The sequence below is a fragment of the Burkholderia sp. NFPP32 genome, assembly GCF_900119325.1.
Taxonomy (GTDB): Bacteria; Pseudomonadota; Gammaproteobacteria; order Burkholderiales; family Burkholderiaceae; genus Burkholderia; species Burkholderia pyrrocinia_C.
Genome location: NZ_FPJP01000031.1, coordinates 38,034 through 56,119 on the forward strand (window position 1 = coordinate 38,034; position 18,086 = coordinate 56,119).

Here is an 18,086-nt window from a genome sequence, read left to right on the forward strand (position 1 = left end):
CGCCGGATCGTATGTGTGTGCTGACGGAAGGGCCCGCGCACACGGCGGGCATGGGAATCGGTACGGGGTGCGCGCCGCGTTACCAGCGCGCGCCGAAGGTCTGGCGCAGTTCGTCGAGCGCCGCGTCGGAAAGCGGCTCGGGCTTCGGGTTCGTCATCAGCCACAGCCGTGCGGTTTCCGCGAGCTCCTCGAGCGCATACGACGCGTGCGACACCGACGGCCCCCACATCACGGGGCCGAGACGGTCGAGCAGCACGCCGCGCACCTGGTCGGCGAGCGCCGCGACTTCGGCCGCGACGGCCGGGTCGCCCGGGCGGCGGTAACGAATCAGCGGAATGTGGCCGACCTTCATCACGTAGTACGGCGTGATCGGCGGCAGCACGTCGGTGTCGCGCCACACGCCCGCGAGCGTCAACGCGACGAGGTGCGTCGAATGCGTGTGGACGACGCCGTTCGCTTCGGCGTTGCGCGCGTAGATGCCGCGATGCAGCGCGAGCGTTTTCGACGGCTTGCCGCCCGATACGGGCTGGCCGTCCAAGCCGACTTTCGCGATGTCGTTCGGGTCGAGCCGGCCGAGGCACGCGTCGGTCGGCGTGATCAGCCAGCCGTCGGGCAGGCGTGCGCTGATGTTGCCGGCGCTGCCGACCGCGTGGCCGCGTGCGTACAGGCTCGCGCCGACGACGCAGATCTCTTCGCGCAGTTTCGCTTCGTCGCTCATCATGCGGCTCCGTCCAGCGCGCGCAGCGCCTTGTCGAAAAAGTCCGTCGCGCCGAAGTTGCCGGATTTCAGCGCGAGGCCGAGCGGCTGCGCATCGATGGTGGCCGTGGCCGGCACGCCCGGATCGATCTGCGCGCCGATCTGCAGCGACTTCACGTCGAGCGCCTGCACGACCGCGCCGGACGTCTCGCCGCCGGCGACGACGAACTTGCGCACGCCGAGTCCGCGCAGGCCCTTCGCGATCGCCGCGAGCGTGCTTTCGACGAGATGGCCGGCCGCCTCGACGCCGAGCGCCTGCTGCACGGCCTTCACTTCGTCGGGCGTGGCGGTCGCGTAGATCAGCACCGGCTGCGGCAGATGCGAGCGCGCGAAGGCGAGCGCTTCATCGACGACGGGCTCGCCGCGCGACGCCGCGAGCGGATCGATGCGGAAGCTCGGCCGCGTGGCGCGCCATGCGGCGACCTGCGCGTTGGTTGCTTTCGACGCGCTGCCGGCGAGTACGGCCGACAGCCCGTCGATGCGCGGCAGCGATGCCGCGTTGTCGCGCTCGGGCAGTTGCTCCGCGCGGCGGAAATTCGCGGGCAGGCCGAGCGCGATGCCCGAGCCGCCGGTGACGAGCGGCAGGCCCGCACATGCCTCGCCGAGCACGTAGAGATCGCGGTCGGACAGCGCGTCGGCGATCGCGAAGCGCGCGCCTTCCGCGCGCAGCTGGTCGATCCGCGCGCGCACGGCAGCCGCGCCCAGCGCGATCGTATCGTAGCGGATCAGGCCGACCGGCGATTTCGTCTGCCGCTGCAGCACGCGCACGAGGTTCGCGTCCTTCATCGGCGTGAGCGGATGGTTCTCCATGCCCGATTCGTTCAGCAGCACGTCGCCGACGAACAGGTGGCCGCGATAGATCGTGCGGCCGTTCTCCGGGAACGCCGGGCACGCGATCGTGAAGCCGCCGCCGGCCGCATCGAGCAGCGCGTCGGCGACGGGCCCGATGTTGCCCGCGTCGGTCGAATCGAAGGTCGAGCAGTACTTGAAGAAAAACTGCCGGCAGCCTTGCGCGCGCAGCCATTCGTACGCGGCGAGCGATTGCGCGACGGCATCGGCCGCGGGGATCGTGCGCGACTTCAGCGCGACGACGATCGCGTCGGCGTCGAGCGTTGCATCGCCGGCGGGCACGCCGATCGTCTGCACGGTGCGCATGCCGCTCTTGACAAGCATGTTCGCGAGATCGGTCGCGCCGGTGAAATCGTCGGCGATGCAGCCGAGCAGGGGACGGGAAGCGGATGCGGTCATGGCGGGAACGTCGTTCGAATCAGCGGGCGGGCGGCAGCGTGATGCCGGGGAAGGTCTTGATCACGGCGGAATCGTCTTCGCCGCCGTGGCCGGCGCTCGACGCGCTCATGAACATCTGGTGCGCGGTGGCCGACAGCGGCAGCGGGAACTTGCTGCGGCGCGCGGTATCGAGCACGAGGCCGAGATCCTTCACGAAGATGTCGACGGCCGACAGCGGCGTGTAGTCGCCGTTCAGGATGTGCGGCACGCGGTTCTCGAACATCCACGAATTGCCGGCGCTGTGCGTGATCACGTCGTACAGCGCGTCGGCATCGACGCCTTCGCGCAGGCCCAGCGCCATCGCCTCGGCCGCTGCCGCGATGTGCACGCCGGCCAGCAACTGGTTGATGATCTTCACCTTCGAGCCGATGCCGTGCGCGTCGCCGAGGCGATAGACCTTGCCGGCGATCGCGGCGAGCACGTCCTCGCAGCCCGCGTACGCGGCGGCCGGGCCCGACGTCATCATCGTCATCTCGCCCGATGCCGCGCGCGCGGCGCCGCCCGACACGGGCGCATCGAGCATCTGCAGGCCGGCGGCCTCGATGCGCGCGCCGAGCGCGACCGCGAATTCGGGCGCGACGGTCGCGCTCGCGATCACGACGCCGCCCGGCTTCATCGCCGCGACCGCGCCATGCTCGCCGAACAGCACCGTTTCCGTCTGCGCGGCATTGACGACGAGCGTGACGACGACGTCGCACTGCGCGCCGAGTTCGGCCGGCGTCGCGCAGGCAATGCCGCCTTCGGCAGCGAACGCCTGCAGCGCGGTGTCGCGCACGTCGCACGCGTGCACGCGCAAGCCTGCGCGCAGCAGCGAGCGGGCGACGCCGAGGCCCATCGCGCCGAGGCCGATGACTCCAATATTTCGTGACATGGTCAACCTTGATCGATTCGGGAGAGGTTCGGGACAACGGCGGCGGCAGGCGCCGCCGGCTTCAGCAGATGCCGGCTTCCGCGAGACGGCGGGCGGCGTTGTACATGTGCGTGCGCGCCGCGTTGCGCGCGGCCATCGGGTCGCGCGCGCGGATCGCGTCGGCGATCGCCGCGTGTTCCTCGCGCACCTGGCGCGAGAAATCGTCGCGCGTCGCTTCGTTGCCCCGCGTGACCTTCACGCCGGCTTCGAGGTACTGGTTCAGGAACTGCAGCGTCTTCAGGAAATACGGGTTGCCGGTGACAGCGGCGATCGTGCGGTGGAACGCGACGTCTTCCGCGACGCCGTCGCGCCCTTCTGCGACTGCGGCGTCGATCTTGCGCAGCGCGTCGTCGATGTCGGCCATGTCGTCGGCGGAGTGGTGCAGCGCGGCTTCGGCCGCGACTTCAGCCTCGATCGCGCGGCGCACCGCGAGCAGGTGCGGCAGCGAGCTCGCTTCGACCGCTTCCGCGTAGTCGATCCGCAGCGGCCGGATCGCGCCGTGCTGGTTCACGTACACGCCGCTGCCCTGGCGCGGCTCGACCACGCCCTCGTTCTTCAGCCGCGAGATCGCCTCGCGGATCACGGTGCGGCTCACGCCGAATTCCTGCGCGAGCACGGCTTCGGTCGGCAGCTTGCCGGTGGCCGAGAAACTGCCGACTTCGATCTGCTTGAGCAGTTGCTGCGCGACGTGATCGCTCATCGCGCGGGCGGGAATTTTCTCGAACATGGCGCTCAGGTTTGTAAGGTGATGTGGTCATCATACAAATTTGAGCAAGGTGAAGCATCCGGAATAACCCTCGATCTACGGCGTGCAACGTCGGTCAAATCGATTGAAACCGGTTCCAAAAGAGTCGAAGCCGGTGCGATTACGTGCCGTCCTACGGTCGATCGGGAAGGGGCGGGTGCCCATGGCCGTCAGTCGGCGATGTCCTCGACGGGGTCGGCCGCCATTGCCGCGCCGGCTTCCGCCGCTTCGCCGCCGCGCTCGCGATAGGTGGCCGGCGGCACGCCGAACTGCTTGCGGAATTCGCGCCCGAGGTGCGACGCATCGGCGAACCCGCAGCTCGATGCGATATCGGCGACCGTCCGGTCCGAACTCGTCAGCAGCCACGCGGCGGTGCGCAGCCGCACCTGCTTCGCGAACACCTGCGGGCTCTTGCCCGTCTCGGCCTTGAACAGCCGTTCGAGCTGCCGTGTCGACAGGTCGAGCTTGCACGCCAGTTCATCGAGCGGCAGCGTGCGCCCGACATGCTGTTCCATCAGGAGAATCGCGCGCTTGACCTTCGGATGCGTCGCGGGTTCGAGCCCCGGCGGATGCGGTTGCGGCGCGTTGCCCTTCTGCATCTCGCCGACGAGCAGGATACGCAGCGCCTTCTGCACGGTCGCGTGGTCGAAATGGCGCAGCAGGATCGCGGCGGCGACGTCGATCGACGCGCGGCCGCCCGAACAGGTGATCCGGCGCCGGTCGATCACGAACAGCCGGTCGGCGATCAGCAGGTCGGGATCGGCGGACGGGAAGCGTTCGATGAAATCCCAGTAGTGGAACCAGCTCACGCAGGTGCGGTAGCCGTCGAGCACGCCGGCGCGCATCAGCGTGAACACGCCGGTGCAGATCCCGACGACCGTCGCACCGCCGGCCGCCGCGCGGCGGACGAAGTCGAGCGTTTCGGGGCCCGCCTGCGGCCCCGAATGCAGCAGCCCGCCAACCACGACCACATAGTCGAACGGTTCGGACGCGTCGAACGTCTCCCACGGCGTGATCTGGATCCCGCAGCTCGCGCGCACCGGCGCGAGGGTCTCGCCGATCACGCTCCACGCGCAGCGCACGGGCTTGCTGTAGTCGCCGTCGTCGGCCGACAGCCGCAGCATGTCGACGAAACCCGAGAAGGCCGTCAGCGTGAAGTTCGGCAGCAGCACGATGCCGAAGCGGATGCGCCGCGGTGCGGGTTCTGCAAGGGGGGAAGCGGGTACGTCGGGTGTCATCGCGGCCAATCTCGTCACGCCGGGCAGGCGGTCTCACTCATTTCACTCAGGTTGTGCGGGTACGGCTGCCGGGGCGGCGCGGATGTAGCCAGCGTCGCCGATCGGCTTCGGCCGGACTTGTGGTTTTCCGTCGCGAACCATCGCCAAACCGTACTTTTGCACCGGCCGGCGCGGCGCTTGGCGGCGGTATCCCACGCCGATGCCGTTTTTGTTCTATCGGCCAATTTTACGCTTTGATGTACTGGTGCCCAACGTCATTCCACGCATGTCATCCAGAGGAAGCCAGATGAACGTCAGCGCGTTCGACCTGTTCAAGATCGGCATCGGCCCGTCCAGTTCGCATACGGTCGGCCCGATGATCGCCGCGTGCCGCTTCGCGTCGCACGTCGAGGACGCGAACCTGCTCGGCTTCGTGCGCCGCGTGCGGGTCGAGCTGTACGGCTCGCTGGGCGCGACCGGCAAGGGCCACGGCACCGACAAGGCCGTGCTGCTCGGCCTCGAGGGCCACCTGCCCGACACGATCGATCCCGACCTGATCGAGCCGCGGCTCGCCGCGATCCGCGCGGAGAAGTCGCTGTCGCTGCTCGGCAAGCAGACGGTCCGCTTCGAGGAAAAGGAGCACATCGGCTTCTTTCGCAAGCTGATGAGCGGCACGAGCATCGTGCACCCGAACGGGATGCGCTTCCAGGCATTCGACGAACACGGCCAGTTGCTGGTCGAGAAAGAGTATTACTCGGTCGGCGGCGGTTTCGTCGTGAACCGCGACGGCGATCGCGTGAACGGCGTGCGCGCGGCGGTCGAGGTGCCCTATCCGTTCCGCACCGGCGACGACCTGATGCGCCAGTGCCGCGAACACGGGCTGTCGATCGCCGAGCTGATGCTGCGCAACGAAAGCGCGCTGCGCCCCGCCGACGAAGTGCGCGCCGGGCTGCTCGCGATCTGGCGCACGATGGCCGCATGCGTCGAGCGCGGCTGCAAGGTCGAAGGCGAGCTGCCGGGCCCGATGCGCGTGAAGCGCCGCGCGGCCGAGATGAACGGCAACCTGCGCGCGCGTTCGGAAGAGTCGCTGCGCGACCCGCTGTCGATGCTCGACTGGGTCAACCTGTACGCGATGGCCGTCAACGAGGAAAACGCGGCGGGCGGGCGCGTCGTCACCGCGCCGACCAACGGTGCGGCCGGCGTGATTCCCGCGGTGCTGCACTACTACGTGAAGTTCGTGCCGGGCTCGAACGAAGCCGGCATCGTCGAATTCCTGCTGACGGCCGCGGCGATCGGGATCATCTACAAGGAAACCGCGTCGATCTCCGGCGCGGAAGTCGGTTGCCAGGGCGAAGTGGGCGTCGCGTGCTCGATGGCCGCGGCCGCGCTCGCCGCCGTGATGGGCGGCACGCCCGACCAGGTCGAGAACGCCGCCGAGATCGGCATGGAGCACAACCTCGGCATGACCTGCGATCCGGTCGGCGGGCTCGTGCAGATCCCGTGCATCGAGCGCAACGCGATGGGCGCGATCAAGGCGCTGAACGCGTCGCGCATGGCGCTCAAGGGCAACGGCCAGCACTACGTGTCGCTCGACTCCGTGATCAAGACGATGCGCGAGACGGGTGCCGACATGAAGACGAAATACAAGGAAACGTCGCGCGGCGGTCTCGCCGTGAACGTCATCGAATGCTAACGAAGGGTTAATCATCATGAGCCGCTACTCGATATTCAGCCTGTTCCGCAACGGCCTCTCGTATCACGAGAACTGGGAAAAGCAGTGGAAGAGCCCGGAACCGAAGAAGGAATACGACGTCGTGATCGTCGGCGGCGGCGGCCACGGCCTCGCGACCGCGTACTACCTCGCGAAGGAACACGGGATCACGAACGTCGCGATCCTCGAGAAGGGCTGGATCGGCGGCGGCAACACCGCGCGCAACACGACGATCGTGCGCTCGAACTATCTGTGGGACGAATCGGCCGCTCTGTACGAGAAGGCGATGAAGCTGTGGGAAGGGTTGTCGCAGGACCTGAACTACAACGTGATGTTCAGCCAGCGCGGCGTGATGAACCTCGCGCACACGCTGCAGGACGTGCGCGACACCGAGCGCCGCGTCAACGCGAACCGGCTGAACGGCGTCGATGCCGAGTTCCTGACGCCCGCGCAGATCAAGGAAATCGAGCCGACGATCAACCTGAACAGCCGTTACCCGGTGCTCGGCGCATCGATCCAGCGCCGTGCGGGCGTTGCACGCCACGACGCGGTGGCCTGGGGCTTCGCGCGCGGCGCGGACCGCGCCGGCGTCGACATCATCCAGAACTGCCAGGTGACGGGCATTCGCCGCGAAGGCGGCGCGGTGGTCGGCGTCGATACGGTGAAGGGCTTCATCAAGGCGAAGAAGGTTGCGGTGGTGGCAGCCGGCAACACGACGACGCTCGCCGACATGGCCGGCGTGCGCCTGCCGATCGAAAGCCACCCGCTGCAGGCGCTGGTGTCCGAGCCGATCAAGCCGGTCGTCAACTCGGTGATCATGTCGAACGCGGTGCACGCGTACATCAGCCAGTCCGACAAGGGCGACCTCGTGATCGGCGCGGGCATCGACCAGTACACGGGCTTCGGCCAGCGCGGCAGCTTCCACATCATCGAAAGCACGCTGCAGGCGATCGTCGAGATGTTCCCGGTGTTCTCGCGCGTGCGGATGAACCGCCAGTGGGGCGGCATCGTCGACGTGTCGCCGGACGCATGCCCGATCATCACCAAGACCGACGTGAAGGGCCTTTATTTCAACTGCGGCTGGGGCACCGGCGGCTTCAAGGCGACGCCCGGCTCGGGCTGGGTGTTCGCGCACACGATCGCGCGCGACGAACCGCATCCGCTGAACGCGCCGTTCGCACTCGACCGCTTCTACACGGGCCACCTGATCGACGAGCACGGCGCTGCAGCCGTTGCGCACTAAACCCACCATTGGAGAAAGAAACATGTTGCTGATCGAATGTCCGTGGTGCGGGCCGCGCGCCGAATCCGAATTCTCGTGCGGCGGCGAAGCCGACATCGTGCGCCCCGTCAATAACGAGAATATGACCGACCGCGAATGGGGCGAGTACGTGTTCATGCGCGAGAACAAGCGCGGGCTGCACAAGGAGCAATGGCTGCACACGCAGGGCTGCCGCCGCTGGTTCAAGGCCACGCGCGACACGGTGACCTACGATATCAAGGGTTACGAAACGTTCGGTGGCGCAGCCGCCGGCAACGCACACGAAGAGGGCACGAGCAAATGAGCCAGAAAGACCGTCTCGGCACCGGTGGCCGCATCAATCGCGCGATTCCGTTGACGTTCACGTTCAACGGCCGTACGTACCAGGGCTTCCAGGGCGACACGCTCGCGTCCGCGCTGCTCGCGAACGGCGTGCACTTCGTCGCCCGCAGCTTCAAGTACCACCGTCCGCGCGGGATCGTGACGGCAGACGTCGCGGAACCGAATGCCGTCGTGCAGCTCGAATCGGGCCCGTACACGGTGCCGAACGCGCGCGCGACCGAAATCGAGCTGTACCAGGGGCTCGTCGCGACGAGCGTGAACGCCGAGCCGACGCTCGAGAACGACAAGTACGCGATCAACCAGAAGTTCTCGCGCTTCCTGCCGGCCGGCTTCTACTACAAGACCTTCATGTGGCCGCGCAAGATGTGGCCGAAGTACGAAGAGAAGATCCGCGAGGCAGCCGGCCTCGGCAAGGCGCCCGAGGCGCTCGACGCCGATCGCTACGACAAGTGCTACGCGCACTGCGACGTGCTCGTCGTCGGCGGCGGCCCGTCGGGCCTCGCGGCCGCGCATGCGGCGGCCGTGGCCGGCGCGCGCGTGATCCTCGTCGACGACCAGCGCGAGCTCGGCGGCAGCCTGCTGTCGTGCCGCGCCGAGATCGACGCGAAGCCCGCGCTGCAGTGGGTCGAGAAGATCGAGGCCGAACTGCGCAAGCTGCCCGACGTGACGATCCTGTCGCGCAGCACCGCGTTCGGCTATCAGGACCATAACCTCGTGACGGTCACGCAGCGCCTGACCGATCACCTGCCGGTGTCGATGCGCAAGGGCACGCGCGAGCTGCTGTGGAAGGTCCGCGCGAAGCGCGTGATCCTCGCGACCGGTGCGCACGAGCGTCCGATCGTGTTCGGCAACAACGACCTGCCGGGCGTGATGCTCGCGTCGGCCGTGTCCACCTACGTGCATCGCTTCGGCGTGCTGCCGGGCCGCAACGTGGTCGTGTTCACGAACAACGACCGCGCGTACCAGACCGCGCTCGACCTGAAGGCGTGCGGCGCGAAGGTGACGGTCGTCGATTCGCGTGCGTCGTCGAACGGCGCGCTGCCGGCCGCTGCGAAGCGGCAGGGCGTGACGGTGATGAGCGGCGCGGTCGTGACCGCGGCATCGGGCAAGTGGCGCGTATCGTCGGTCGACGTCGCGTCCAGCACGAACGGCCAGGTGGGCGGCAAGCTGCAGACGCTGCCGTGCGACCTCGTCGCGATGTCGGGCGGCTTCAGCCCCGTGCTGCACCTGTTCGCGCAATCGGGCGGCAAGGCCTGCTGGAACGACGAGAAGGCGTGCTTCCTGCCGGGCAAGCCGGTGCAGGCAGAGGCCAGCATCGGTGCGGCGGCGGGCGAATTCGGCCTGGCGCGCGCGCTGCGGCTCGCGGTCGATGTGGGCGCGGAAGCGGCGAAGGCAGCGGGCTTCACGGCCGCGCAGCGCCCTGCCGCACCGCAGGTTGCCGAAACCGTCGAAGGCGCACTGCAGCCGCTGTGGCTCGTCGGCAGCCGCGAGGCCGCGGCGCGCGGGCCGAAGCAGTTCGTCGACTTCCAGAACGACGTGTCGGCCGCCGACATCCTGCTCGCCGCGCGCGAAGGCTTCGAATCGGTCGAGCACGTGAAGCGCTACACGGCGATGGGCTTCGGCACCGACCAGGGCAAGCTCGGCAACATCAACGGGATGGCGATCCTCGCGCAGGCGCTCGGCAAGACGATTCCGGAAACGGGCACGACGACGTTCCGCCCGAACTACACGCCCGTGTCGTTCGGCACGTTCGCGGGCCGCGAGACCGGCGATTTCCTCGACCCGATCCGCAAGACCTGCGTTCATGAATGGCACGTCGAGCACGGCGCGCTGTTCGAGGACGTCGGCAACTGGAAGCGGCCGTGGTATTTCCCGAAGAACGGCGAAGATCTGCATGCGGCGGTGAAGCGCGAATGCCTCGCGGTGCGCAACAGCGTCGGCATTCTCGACGCGTCGACGCTCGGCAAGATCGACATCCAGGGCCCCGATGCGGTGAAGCTGCTGAACTGGATGTATACGAACCCATGGAACAAGCTCGAAGTCGGCAAGTGCCGCTACGGGCTGATGCTCGACGAGAACGGGATGGTGTTCGACGACGGCGTGACGGTGCGCCTCGCCGACCAGCATTTCATGATGACGACCACGACGGGCGGCGCGGCGCGCGTGCTCACGTGGCTCGAACGCTGGCTGCAGACCGAATGGCCCGACATGAAGGTGCGGCTCTCGTCCGTCACCGATCACTGGGCGACGTTCGCGGTGGTCGGCCCGAAGAGCCGCAAGGTCGTGCAGAAGGTGTGCCAGGACATCGACTTCGGCAACGAAGCGTTCCCGTTCATGAGCTACCGCAACGGCACCGTCGCGGGCGCGAAGGCGCGCGTGATGCGGATCAGCTTCTCGGGCGAACTGGCCTATGAAGTGAACGTGCCGGCGAACGCGGGCCGTGCGGTATGGGAAGCGCTGATGGCGGCCGGTGCCGAGTTCGACATCACGCCGTACGGCACCGAGACGATGCACGTGCTGCGCGCGGAGAAGGGCTACATCATCGTCGGCCAGGATACCGACGGCTCGATCACGCCGTACGACCTCGGGATGGGCGGGGTCGTCGCGAAGTCGAAGGACTTCCTCGGCAAGCGTTCGCTCGCGCGCTCGGACACCAGCAAGGAAGGCCGCAAGCAGTTCGTCGGCCTGCTGACCGAGGACGAGCAGTTCGTGCTGCCGGAAGGCGCGCAGATCATCGAGAAGGACACGCAGGTGTCGGCGGTCGATCCGACGCCGATGATCGGACACGTGACGTCGAGCTACTACAGCCCGATCCTGAAGCGCTCGATCGCGCTTGCGGTGGTGAAGGGCGGCCTGAACAAGATGGGCGAGAGCGTCGTGATTCCGCTGGCCAACGGCAAGCGCATCACCGCGAAGATCTCGAGCCCGGTTTTCTACGATACCGAAGGGGTGCGCCAGCATGTGGAATGAAACGAGAAACCAGACGCAGGTGGCGGGCGCGGGCGGCGTGACGCTTGAATCGCCGTTCGTCGGCGCGGCCGACGTGCTGAAGACGCACCAGGCGCGCGCATCGAAGAAGTTCACGCTGCGCGAGCGGCCCTTCCTCGACCTCGTCAACGTGCGCGGCGAGTTGAGCGATCCGGCGTTCGTGAGCGCGTTCGAGCGCGTGGTCGGCTGCCGGCCGCCCGCGCAGCCGAACACGATCGTGCGCGGCGCCGAGTACGACGTGCTGTGGCTCGGCCCCGACGAGTGGCTCGTGCGCTCGAACGGGCCCGTGCCGGCCGGCGTGCTGGAGGCCAAGCTCGCGGAGGCCGTGCAGGGCACGTATTCGGCGGCCGTCGATGTCGGCAGCGGCTACACGGTGGTCGAGATCAGCGGCGAACGCGTGCGCGACGTGCTCGCGCGCGGCTGCCCGCTCGATCTCCATCCGCGTGCGTTCAAGCCGGGCCAGTGCGCGCAGTCGCATTACTTCAAAGCGTCGATCGTGCTGATCCCGACCGGCGACGATACGTTCGAGATCGTGCTGCGCCGCAGCTTCGCCGACTACTTCGTGCGCATCATGCTCGACGCGGCCGCGCCGCTCGCGTCATGAAGCCGTTCGACGAACCGTTCGTGGCGATCGACGCGCCGCGCCTGCGCGGGCGCGGCTGGAGCGTGTTCGTCGACGAACTGAAGGTGCCCGCGCGGATCGGCATTCATGCTCACGAGCATGAAGCGCCGCAGCCGATCGTGATCGATGCGCGGCTCGGGTATCGCTGCGAGCCGAGCGAGCAGGGCGAGTGGATCGATTACGACGGCTATTGCGCGCGCGTCGCGTCGTTTCTGTCGCACAAGCCGCATACGCGGCTGCTGGAGACGCTCGTCGCCGATATCGCGGTGCTGTCGTTCCGCGAATGGCCGGCGCTGGAGTCGCTGACGCTGTCGGTGTACAAGCCGAAGATCCGGCCGGGTACGAAACGCGTCGGCGTGTCGCTCGACTGGACGCGCGGGGATTATTTGCGGTGGACGGGGGCGGCGGGGCAGATTTGAGTGAAGGATCCAGGGAGACGGACGGCATAGTTTGTCGTCTTGAATAATTCCTGAAATATGCGAACAATAGCTCCGCTGAGCAGGCAACTTTCTTTGTTCCTGAAAACCCGGAATTATGGCCCGAACCTTACCGAAGCCAATCGCGACTCCCGACCCACTGGCTCAGGATCTGGCAGCGATGGGGGCGCTCATTCGCAACCGGCGAGCGCAGCAGCGGATGCGGATCGACGACGCGGCCGATTTGCTCGGGGTCTCCAAGGACGTGCTGTCGCGGCTGGAAAATGGCCGGGCAGTGAGCCTCGAAAAATTGTTCAAGGTACTGGACGGTTTCGGTCTCAATCTGCTCGTCGTGCCGAAACGCGAAGTGCCCGTGGCCCGCAAGGCATTGCATGAACACATGGCAGTCCAGGCTGTGCCGCCGGCTTCGCCGGAGGGGGTCTGATGGCACATTGCCTGCATTTCGGCCAATGGCTCGCCGGTCGGACAAATTTGACCGACGATGCCCGTCACGATGATTACGGTTTTTCGGACGACCCGGCATGGAAGGTTCGCGCCGATCTGCTCCGACATTCGCGCGCGACCTTTACGCCGCCGCCGCGCCGCTCAATGCCGGATAGTCGACATACCCGCGCGCATCGCCGCCGAAGAACGTGTCGCGCTGCGCATCGTTCATCGGCGCGCCCGTCTTCAGCCGCGTCACGAAATCCGGATTCGCGAGCACCATCTGGCCGTACGCTTCGAGATCGGCGAGGCCCGCCGCGACATCCGTGCCGATCGCGTCGCGCGCGCGGCCCGGCCGGTTCACGATCAGCGTGCCGCTCCAGCGCTCGCGCAGGTCCGTGAGCAGCGGCTCGTCGCCCTGGTGCATCACGTGCAGGTACGCAAGGCCGAGCGGGTCGAGCTGCGTCGCCAGGTGGCGGTACAGGTTCGGCCCTTCCGCGCCTTCGTCGATCCCCCACAACGTGGTGCCGGGCGACAGGCGGATTGCCGTGCGGTCCGCGCCGATCTCGTCGGCGATCGCCTCGGCGACCTCGATCGCGAAGCGCGCGCGATTCGCGATCGAACCGCCGTAGGCGTCGCTGCGCGTGTTGGCGTTCGGCGCGAAGAACTGCTGGACCAGATACCCGTTCGCGCCATGAATCTCGACGCCATCGGCGCCGGCTTCGATCGCGCGGCGCGCGGCGAAGCGGAAGTCGTTCACGGTGTCGCGCACCTCGTCCGTCGTCAGCGCGCGCGGCGCGGGAATCTCCTGCATCCCCTTCATCGTGAACATCGGCACGCCCGGCGCGATTGCCGACGGCGCGACGCCCTGGCGATGATGCGGCGTATTGTCGGGGTGCGACATGCGCCCCACGTGCATCAACTGGATGAACAGGCGGCCGCCGCGCGCGTGCACGCGGTCGCTGATCGCCTTCCAGCCGGCGACATGCGCATCGGTGTAGATGCCGGGCGTCGTCAGGTAGCCCTGGCCGTCGTCCGACGGCTGCGTACCTTCGCTGACGATCAGGCCGAGGCCCGCGCGTTGTGCGTAGTACTCGGCGGCCCACTCGCCGGGCGTGCCGTCGAACGCGGCGCGGCTGCGCGTCATCGGTGCCATGACCAGGCGGTTCTGCAGCGTGTAGCGGCCGACACGGGCCGGGGTGAACAGTGCGTCCATGATGCGTGACTCCTCGAAGTTCGGGATGTGGGATCGGGGTGATCCCGCATCGGGCGGCGGCCGCGCACGTTGCGCCGGCCTCGCCTCCACGTGTGCATCATCCATTGCTTCTTTTTCCAGATAAATATGGTAGTTTGGATAACATTGATCCATTGATGGAGCAGTGGGCGTGGAACTGCTGAACGACATGGCGCTGTTCGTGGAGGTCGTGAAGGCGAAGGGCTTTCGCAGCGCGGCCGACGCGCTGGGGATGCCGAACTCGACGCTGTCGCGGCGGATCGGCGCGCTGGAAAAGGCGATCGGCTTGCGGCTGCTGCATCGCACGACGCGCCGAATCGAGCTGACGGAGGCCGGGCAACTGTATTTCGAGCGCTGCAAGCGCATCGTCGACGAGGCGCGGCTCGCGCACGAACAGCTCGGCGAACTGCTGGCCGAACCATCGGGCGTGCTGCGCGCGTCGTTTCCGGTCGATTTCGCGGTGATCTACCTGACGCCGCTGATCGTCGAATTCGCGAACCGTCATCCGAAGCTGACGTTCGATTTCGAGCTGACGTCACGGCGCGTCGATCTGGTGAGCGAGCCGTTCGACGTCGCGATCCGTATCGGCGAATCGGCGGATTCGCAGCTCGTCGCGCGGCGGCTCGCCACGTTCCGCAATCACCTGTATGCGTCGCCGCGCTATCTGGAGCGCTCGGGCGAGCCGCGCGAGCCGGACGACCTGATGCGGCATCAGTGCCTGAGCGTGCAGCGCGTCGATGCGTGGACGTTGCATGACGGCGCGCGGGAGATCGAGGTGCCGGTGGGTGGGCGGTTCGTCGTGAACAGCGTCGGCATGAACCGGCAGCTGGCCGTGCATGATGCGGGGATCATCCAGATGCCGGAGGAGGTCGTGGCCGACGACGTGGCCGCCGGAAGGTTGCGTCGCGTGCTGCCCGGATGGGAGGGCGCGCCGGTGCCGGTCTATGCGATGACGGAAACGCGCTTGCTGCCCGCGAAGACGCAGATTTTCATCGAGTTTCTGCGCGCGCATTTTGCGCAGGCGTGACAGCGGGGGCAGCGGCGGGCCGACGATCCGGCAGGCGGCGCGCAATCACCGGTGCGGCGAGCGCGCACGCGAGCCCGATGGCGCTGCCCAGCGCGACGTTGACGAGGCGTTCGCCGGCATAGGTCCACGCGTGCCCGGCGACGACCAGTGCCGTCGCCGCGCATGCGCAGCGCGTCGCGAACGCGAGCCGGTAGGGGCGGATGCCGACGAGCGTGAGCAGGGTTGCAAACACGACCCAGGCGCGCGTGGCGGGATCGTCCGGTACCTGCAGCCCGATGAAGATGCCGACCGGCACGCCGGCCAGTACACCCAGCACGCGGTCGGCAAACTTGGCGCGCGCGCTTGCCGTGCTACCCGTTACGACGCTTGCCGCGGACCAGATCATCCATTGCCCGTGCTCGATGTGCCGCCATTCGACCAGCGCGGCCGCGCCGCCCACCGCGATCGCGACGGTCAGCATCACTTCGACCGACCACGCGCGATCGCCGTAATCGGTGCGCCGGGCCCAGGCCAGGCAGCGCGAGCGGTGGCTGTCGCCGGAGCCGCGTGCGAGATCGGCGAGCGCTAGTGCGATGACCGGCAGCGTGCCCGCCAGCAGGAACGGCAGGACCGCGAGCGCGCGCGGTACGAGCGCGCCGTGCGCGACGCCTTCCGCGCTTTCGCAGGCGAGATACAGCACGGGAATGAACGTATAGCTGCCGAGCGAGCGCAGCAGGCGGCCCCACGCGGTGATGGCAATCGACGCGGCGCCGAGCGCGGCGGTTGCCGCGACGAAGGCGGGTGGCCACGCCAGTGCCGCCATCAGCACGACGAATCCCGCGCAGACAAGCAGGCCATGCGCGGCGGCGCCCAACGGCGCGAGCGCGACGCGCTCGACGCCGACCAGCAGCGCGATCGTGACGATCGACGCAATCAACCATTCCGCGCGGCCGGTCGCCAATGCGAGCGAGACGAGCGGAAGCAGTACGAGCGACGCGCGGGTTAGCGCCCGGAGATCGAGCGCGCCGGCGACGGACGCGGCGGCCGATCTCGCCGCGCGTCGTGCTGCGTGCAGGCCGGCCATGCCGCGGCGTGCCATCGTCCGCCTTCAGCCCGCGAGAGCGGCGAGCACGTCGGCGGAGGAGCGCACGAGGCCGAGTCTCGGGAAGATGAAACGCAGCGACGCGTCGTGCTGGTCGGCGGCCGCGCAACTCATCGCATCCTCGACGAACACGATCGAATAGCCGTGCTCGTAGGCCGCGCGGGCAGTCGATTCGACGCCGATATTCGTCGAGATGCCGCCGAGCACGATCGTCCGGATACCGCGCCGGCGCAACTGGAGATCCAGTTCGGTGCCGTGGAATGCGCCCCATTGCCGCTTGGTGATCAGGAGGTCGGATGGCGCGGCGTCGAGCACGTCCGGAAAGGTCCACCAGTCCGGCGGCAGGCCTGCCGCGGGCGGCGTTGCTGGCTGGTCGACGGGCTGCTTCAGCGCGTCGCCGAAATCCGCGCTCCAGCCGACGCGCACCAGCACGACCGGCGCGCCGGCTTCACGAAAGCGCTTCGCAAGCGGTGCGGCGGCGGCCAGCACGGCGTCGCCGGTACGCGGCGCTTTCGCGAAGCCGAGGATGCCTTGCTGCAGGTCGACGAGAACAAGGGCGGTGGTACGGGGATCCAGTGTGTCCAGCATGATGGCTCTCGATTGATTGGGACAGGACGAACCTGTATTGTGAGGGTCGTCTCACATTCAAATATATGAGGATGGACTCACAAAAGTCAAGCCGTTCGGCGGGCGACGCCGTGCCGTCCGCGAAGGCACCCAGCCGGGCGCGCGGCCGAGCGCGCGTCGCCGCGCTGCTGGACGCCGCGGGCGTGGAATTCGCGGAAAAGGGGTACGAAGCGACGACGATGACGGCGATTGCGGCGCGCGCCGATTCGTCGATCGGTTCGCTGTACCAGTTCTTTCCGACCAAGGAACAGGTGGCCGCGGGGCTGCTCGAGCACTATCTGGCGTCGCTTGGCGACGAGCTCGATCAGTTGCGCACACTGGCGTCGTCCGGCGATCTAGTGCTGCTCGCGGCGCGTCTGACGACGGCGTTCGTGACGTTCCGGGTCGCGCATCCGGCGTTCGTCGTGCTGGTCGATGCGTACGATTTCGCGTTGCCGGGCGCGCTTGATGTGCGCACGCGCTTGCGCGGCGCGATCGGGACGGTGCTGGAGGCGCTCGCGCCAGGCATGCCGGCCGGCGAGCTTGCGGTGCGAGCGGCGATCGTGCAACACCTGATGAAGGCGGCCGTGGCGCTGAGTCGCGACGCGACGATCGCGGACCCGGCTGCTGCGCTTCGGGCGCTCGAGGGCGTAATGCTGCGCTATCTGGAGGAGACGGTGGAAACGGGCGCGTGATGTCGCGCCGAACGGGCCGGCGCGGCAGCGCGTGCGCGGCCCGTCACCCGGGCCCGGGCGACGCTCATCGCGGCGCGAGCGATGATGAGGTGCGGACGGCCGAAGCGGGAGCAGCTGGCGCGTTGACGGGCATCATCCCGGCTTCCGCGTCGTCGCGCGGTTCGAGCACGAAGCGGAACGAATCGACCCGCTGCATCACCTTCGCCGCGTACGCGTTCGAACCGCCATAGTTCTTCAGCCCGGCCTGCACGTTGCCGCCGGCCGCTCTCACGTAGCCCGACAGGATCGCGGACCCGACCTCGACGTTCGCGTTCGGCTCGGTCAGATCCTTCACGTTGCGCAGCAGGCCGCGGTGCGCGGCCGGCACGACCTGCATCAGCCCCGTCGCGCCATGCTGGCCGCGCGCCTTTTCCTGGAAGCGCGATTCGATCGAAATGATGGCGTAAACGAGTGCCGGCGGCAGCGAATATTTCGTCGCAGTAACGCTCACGATATCGGCGAGCTTTGCGGCTCGTTCCTTCGCGACGCCGAATTTTTTCGTCAGGTAGGACGTGATGCGGCGGTTTGCTTCGTTCGGCTGATCGTTGGCGCTGGCGAGCGGCGCGGATGCGACGGACGGTGCCGACGCGGCCGCTTCGGGCGAGGACGCAGGAAGCGCGGGCGCTTGCTGCGCCGACGCCTGTTGCGCAATGCCGAGCGAAAGCACGATCAGACAGAAAAACCGTCGCATGGTGGAGTGCGGGG

At 67.9% G+C, this 18,086-nt stretch carries 18 protein-coding genes; 9 read left to right on the forward strand and 9 right to left on the reverse strand.

Features of this window, described 5'->3' with window-relative positions; all coding sequences use genetic code 11:
- Positions 1-79: 79 nt before the first annotated feature.
- The 5 genes from BT264_RS33595 to BT264_RS33615 all read right to left on the reverse strand — a co-directional run bounded on the left by BT264_RS33595 (position 80) and on the right by BT264_RS33615 (position 4,936).
- Positions 80-721 (reverse strand): 3-oxo-tetronate 4-phosphate decarboxylase, encoded by a 642-nt coding sequence (locus BT264_RS33595; protein ID WP_072444471.1) that lies wholly within the window; start codon positions 719-721, stop codon positions 80-82.
- Positions 718-2,004 (reverse strand): 3-oxo-tetronate kinase, encoded by a 1,287-nt coding sequence (otnK, locus tag BT264_RS33600; RefSeq protein ID WP_072444469.1) that lies wholly within the window; start codon positions 2,002-2,004, stop codon positions 718-720. The genes BT264_RS33595 and otnK overlap by 4 nt, the downstream gene beginning before the upstream one ends.
- A gap of 19 nt (positions 2,005-2,023) precedes the next feature.
- On the reverse strand, positions 2,024-2,914 hold the full coding sequence (gene ltnD / locus BT264_RS33605) for an L-threonate dehydrogenase (RefSeq protein ID WP_072444467.1): 891 nt from the start codon (positions 2,912-2,914) through the stop codon (positions 2,024-2,026).
- Positions 2,915-2,975: 61 nt separating this feature from the next.
- Positions 2,976-3,680: a FadR/GntR family transcriptional regulator gene (locus tag BT264_RS33610; protein ID WP_072444465.1), complete on the reverse strand. Its 705-nt coding sequence runs from the start codon at positions 3,678-3,680 to the stop codon at positions 2,976-2,978.
- A 188-nt stretch (positions 3,681-3,868) separates the two neighbouring features.
- Positions 3,869-4,936, reverse strand: a complete 1,068-nt coding sequence (locus BT264_RS33615) for a GlxA family transcriptional regulator (RefSeq protein WP_072444463.1) — start codon at positions 4,934-4,936, stop codon at positions 3,869-3,871.
- 286 nt (positions 4,937-5,222) lie between these two features.
- On the opposite strand from BT264_RS33615, the gene BT264_RS33620 reads away from it, so the two are divergent.
- From BT264_RS33620 to BT264_RS33650, 7 genes are all read left to right on the forward strand, one after another.
- Positions 5,223-6,608, forward strand: coding sequence for an L-serine ammonia-lyase (locus tag BT264_RS33620; protein WP_034180814.1), 1,386 nt, complete (start codon positions 5,223-5,225; stop codon positions 6,606-6,608).
- A 16-nt stretch (positions 6,609-6,624) separates the two neighbouring features.
- The gene (locus BT264_RS33625) at positions 6,625-7,869 is read left to right on the forward strand and encodes a sarcosine oxidase subunit beta family protein (RefSeq protein ID WP_006480591.1); all 1,245 of its coding nucleotides are present in this window, start codon (positions 6,625-6,627) and stop codon (positions 7,867-7,869) included.
- A gap of 22 nt (positions 7,870-7,891) precedes the next feature.
- Positions 7,892-8,191 (forward strand): sarcosine oxidase subunit delta, encoded by a 300-nt coding sequence (locus tag BT264_RS33630; protein ID WP_065501223.1) that lies wholly within the window; start codon positions 7,892-7,894, stop codon positions 8,189-8,191.
- Positions 8,188-11,199, forward strand: coding sequence for a sarcosine oxidase subunit alpha family protein (locus tag BT264_RS33635; protein ID WP_072444461.1), 3,012 nt, complete (start codon positions 8,188-8,190; stop codon positions 11,197-11,199). Before BT264_RS33630 ends, BT264_RS33635 begins: the two co-directional genes overlap by 4 nt.
- Positions 11,189-11,821 (forward strand): sarcosine oxidase subunit gamma, encoded by a 633-nt coding sequence (locus tag BT264_RS33640; RefSeq protein WP_072444459.1) that lies wholly within the window; start codon positions 11,189-11,191, stop codon positions 11,819-11,821. The genes BT264_RS33635 and BT264_RS33640 overlap by 11 nt, the downstream gene beginning before the upstream one ends.
- Positions 11,818-12,258, forward strand: coding sequence for a dihydroneopterin aldolase (locus tag BT264_RS33645; protein ID WP_034180809.1), 441 nt, complete (start codon positions 11,818-11,820; stop codon positions 12,256-12,258). The genes BT264_RS33640 and BT264_RS33645 overlap by 4 nt, the downstream gene beginning before the upstream one ends.
- A 115-nt stretch (positions 12,259-12,373) precedes the next feature.
- On the forward strand, positions 12,374-12,700 hold the full coding sequence (locus tag BT264_RS33650; RefSeq protein WP_072444457.1) for a helix-turn-helix domain-containing protein: 327 nt from the start codon (positions 12,374-12,376) through the stop codon (positions 12,698-12,700).
- 141 nt (positions 12,701-12,841) lie between these two features.
- On the opposite strand, the gene BT264_RS33655 is transcribed toward BT264_RS33650, so the two are convergent.
- Positions 12,842-13,915 (reverse strand): alkene reductase, encoded by a 1,074-nt coding sequence (locus BT264_RS33655; RefSeq protein ID WP_072444455.1) that lies wholly within the window; start codon positions 13,913-13,915, stop codon positions 12,842-12,844.
- Between the two features lie 169 nt (positions 13,916-14,084).
- Between BT264_RS33655 and BT264_RS33660 the strand changes: the two genes are divergently transcribed.
- Positions 14,085-14,960 (forward strand): LysR family transcriptional regulator, encoded by an 876-nt coding sequence (locus BT264_RS33660; protein WP_072444527.1) that lies wholly within the window; start codon positions 14,085-14,087, stop codon positions 14,958-14,960.
- On the opposite strand, the gene BT264_RS33665 is transcribed toward BT264_RS33660, so the two are convergent.
- Positions 14,923-16,038, reverse strand: a complete 1,116-nt coding sequence (locus tag BT264_RS33665; RefSeq protein WP_072467061.1) for an FUSC family protein — start codon at positions 16,036-16,038, stop codon at positions 14,923-14,925. The two genes, BT264_RS33660 and BT264_RS33665, sit on opposite strands and share 38 nt — an antisense overlap.
- Positions 16,039-16,047: 9 nt before the next feature.
- A complete protein-coding gene (locus BT264_RS33670; RefSeq protein ID WP_072444451.1) occupies positions 16,048-16,629 on the reverse strand; it encodes a hydrolase in 582 nt (193 codons plus the stop codon).
- A 71-nt stretch (positions 16,630-16,700) separates the two neighbouring features.
- On the opposite strand from BT264_RS33670, the gene BT264_RS33675 reads away from it, so the two are divergent.
- A complete protein-coding gene (locus BT264_RS33675) occupies positions 16,701-17,342 on the forward strand; it encodes a TetR/AcrR family transcriptional regulator (protein ID WP_072444449.1) in 642 nt (213 codons plus the stop codon).
- A 64-nt stretch (positions 17,343-17,406) separates the two neighbouring features.
- On the opposite strand, the gene BT264_RS33680 is transcribed toward BT264_RS33675, so the two are convergent.
- A complete protein-coding gene (locus tag BT264_RS33680) occupies positions 17,407-18,072 on the reverse strand; it encodes a lytic transglycosylase domain-containing protein (RefSeq protein ID WP_072444447.1) in 666 nt (221 codons plus the stop codon).
- Positions 18,073-18,086 lie beyond the last annotated feature (14 nt).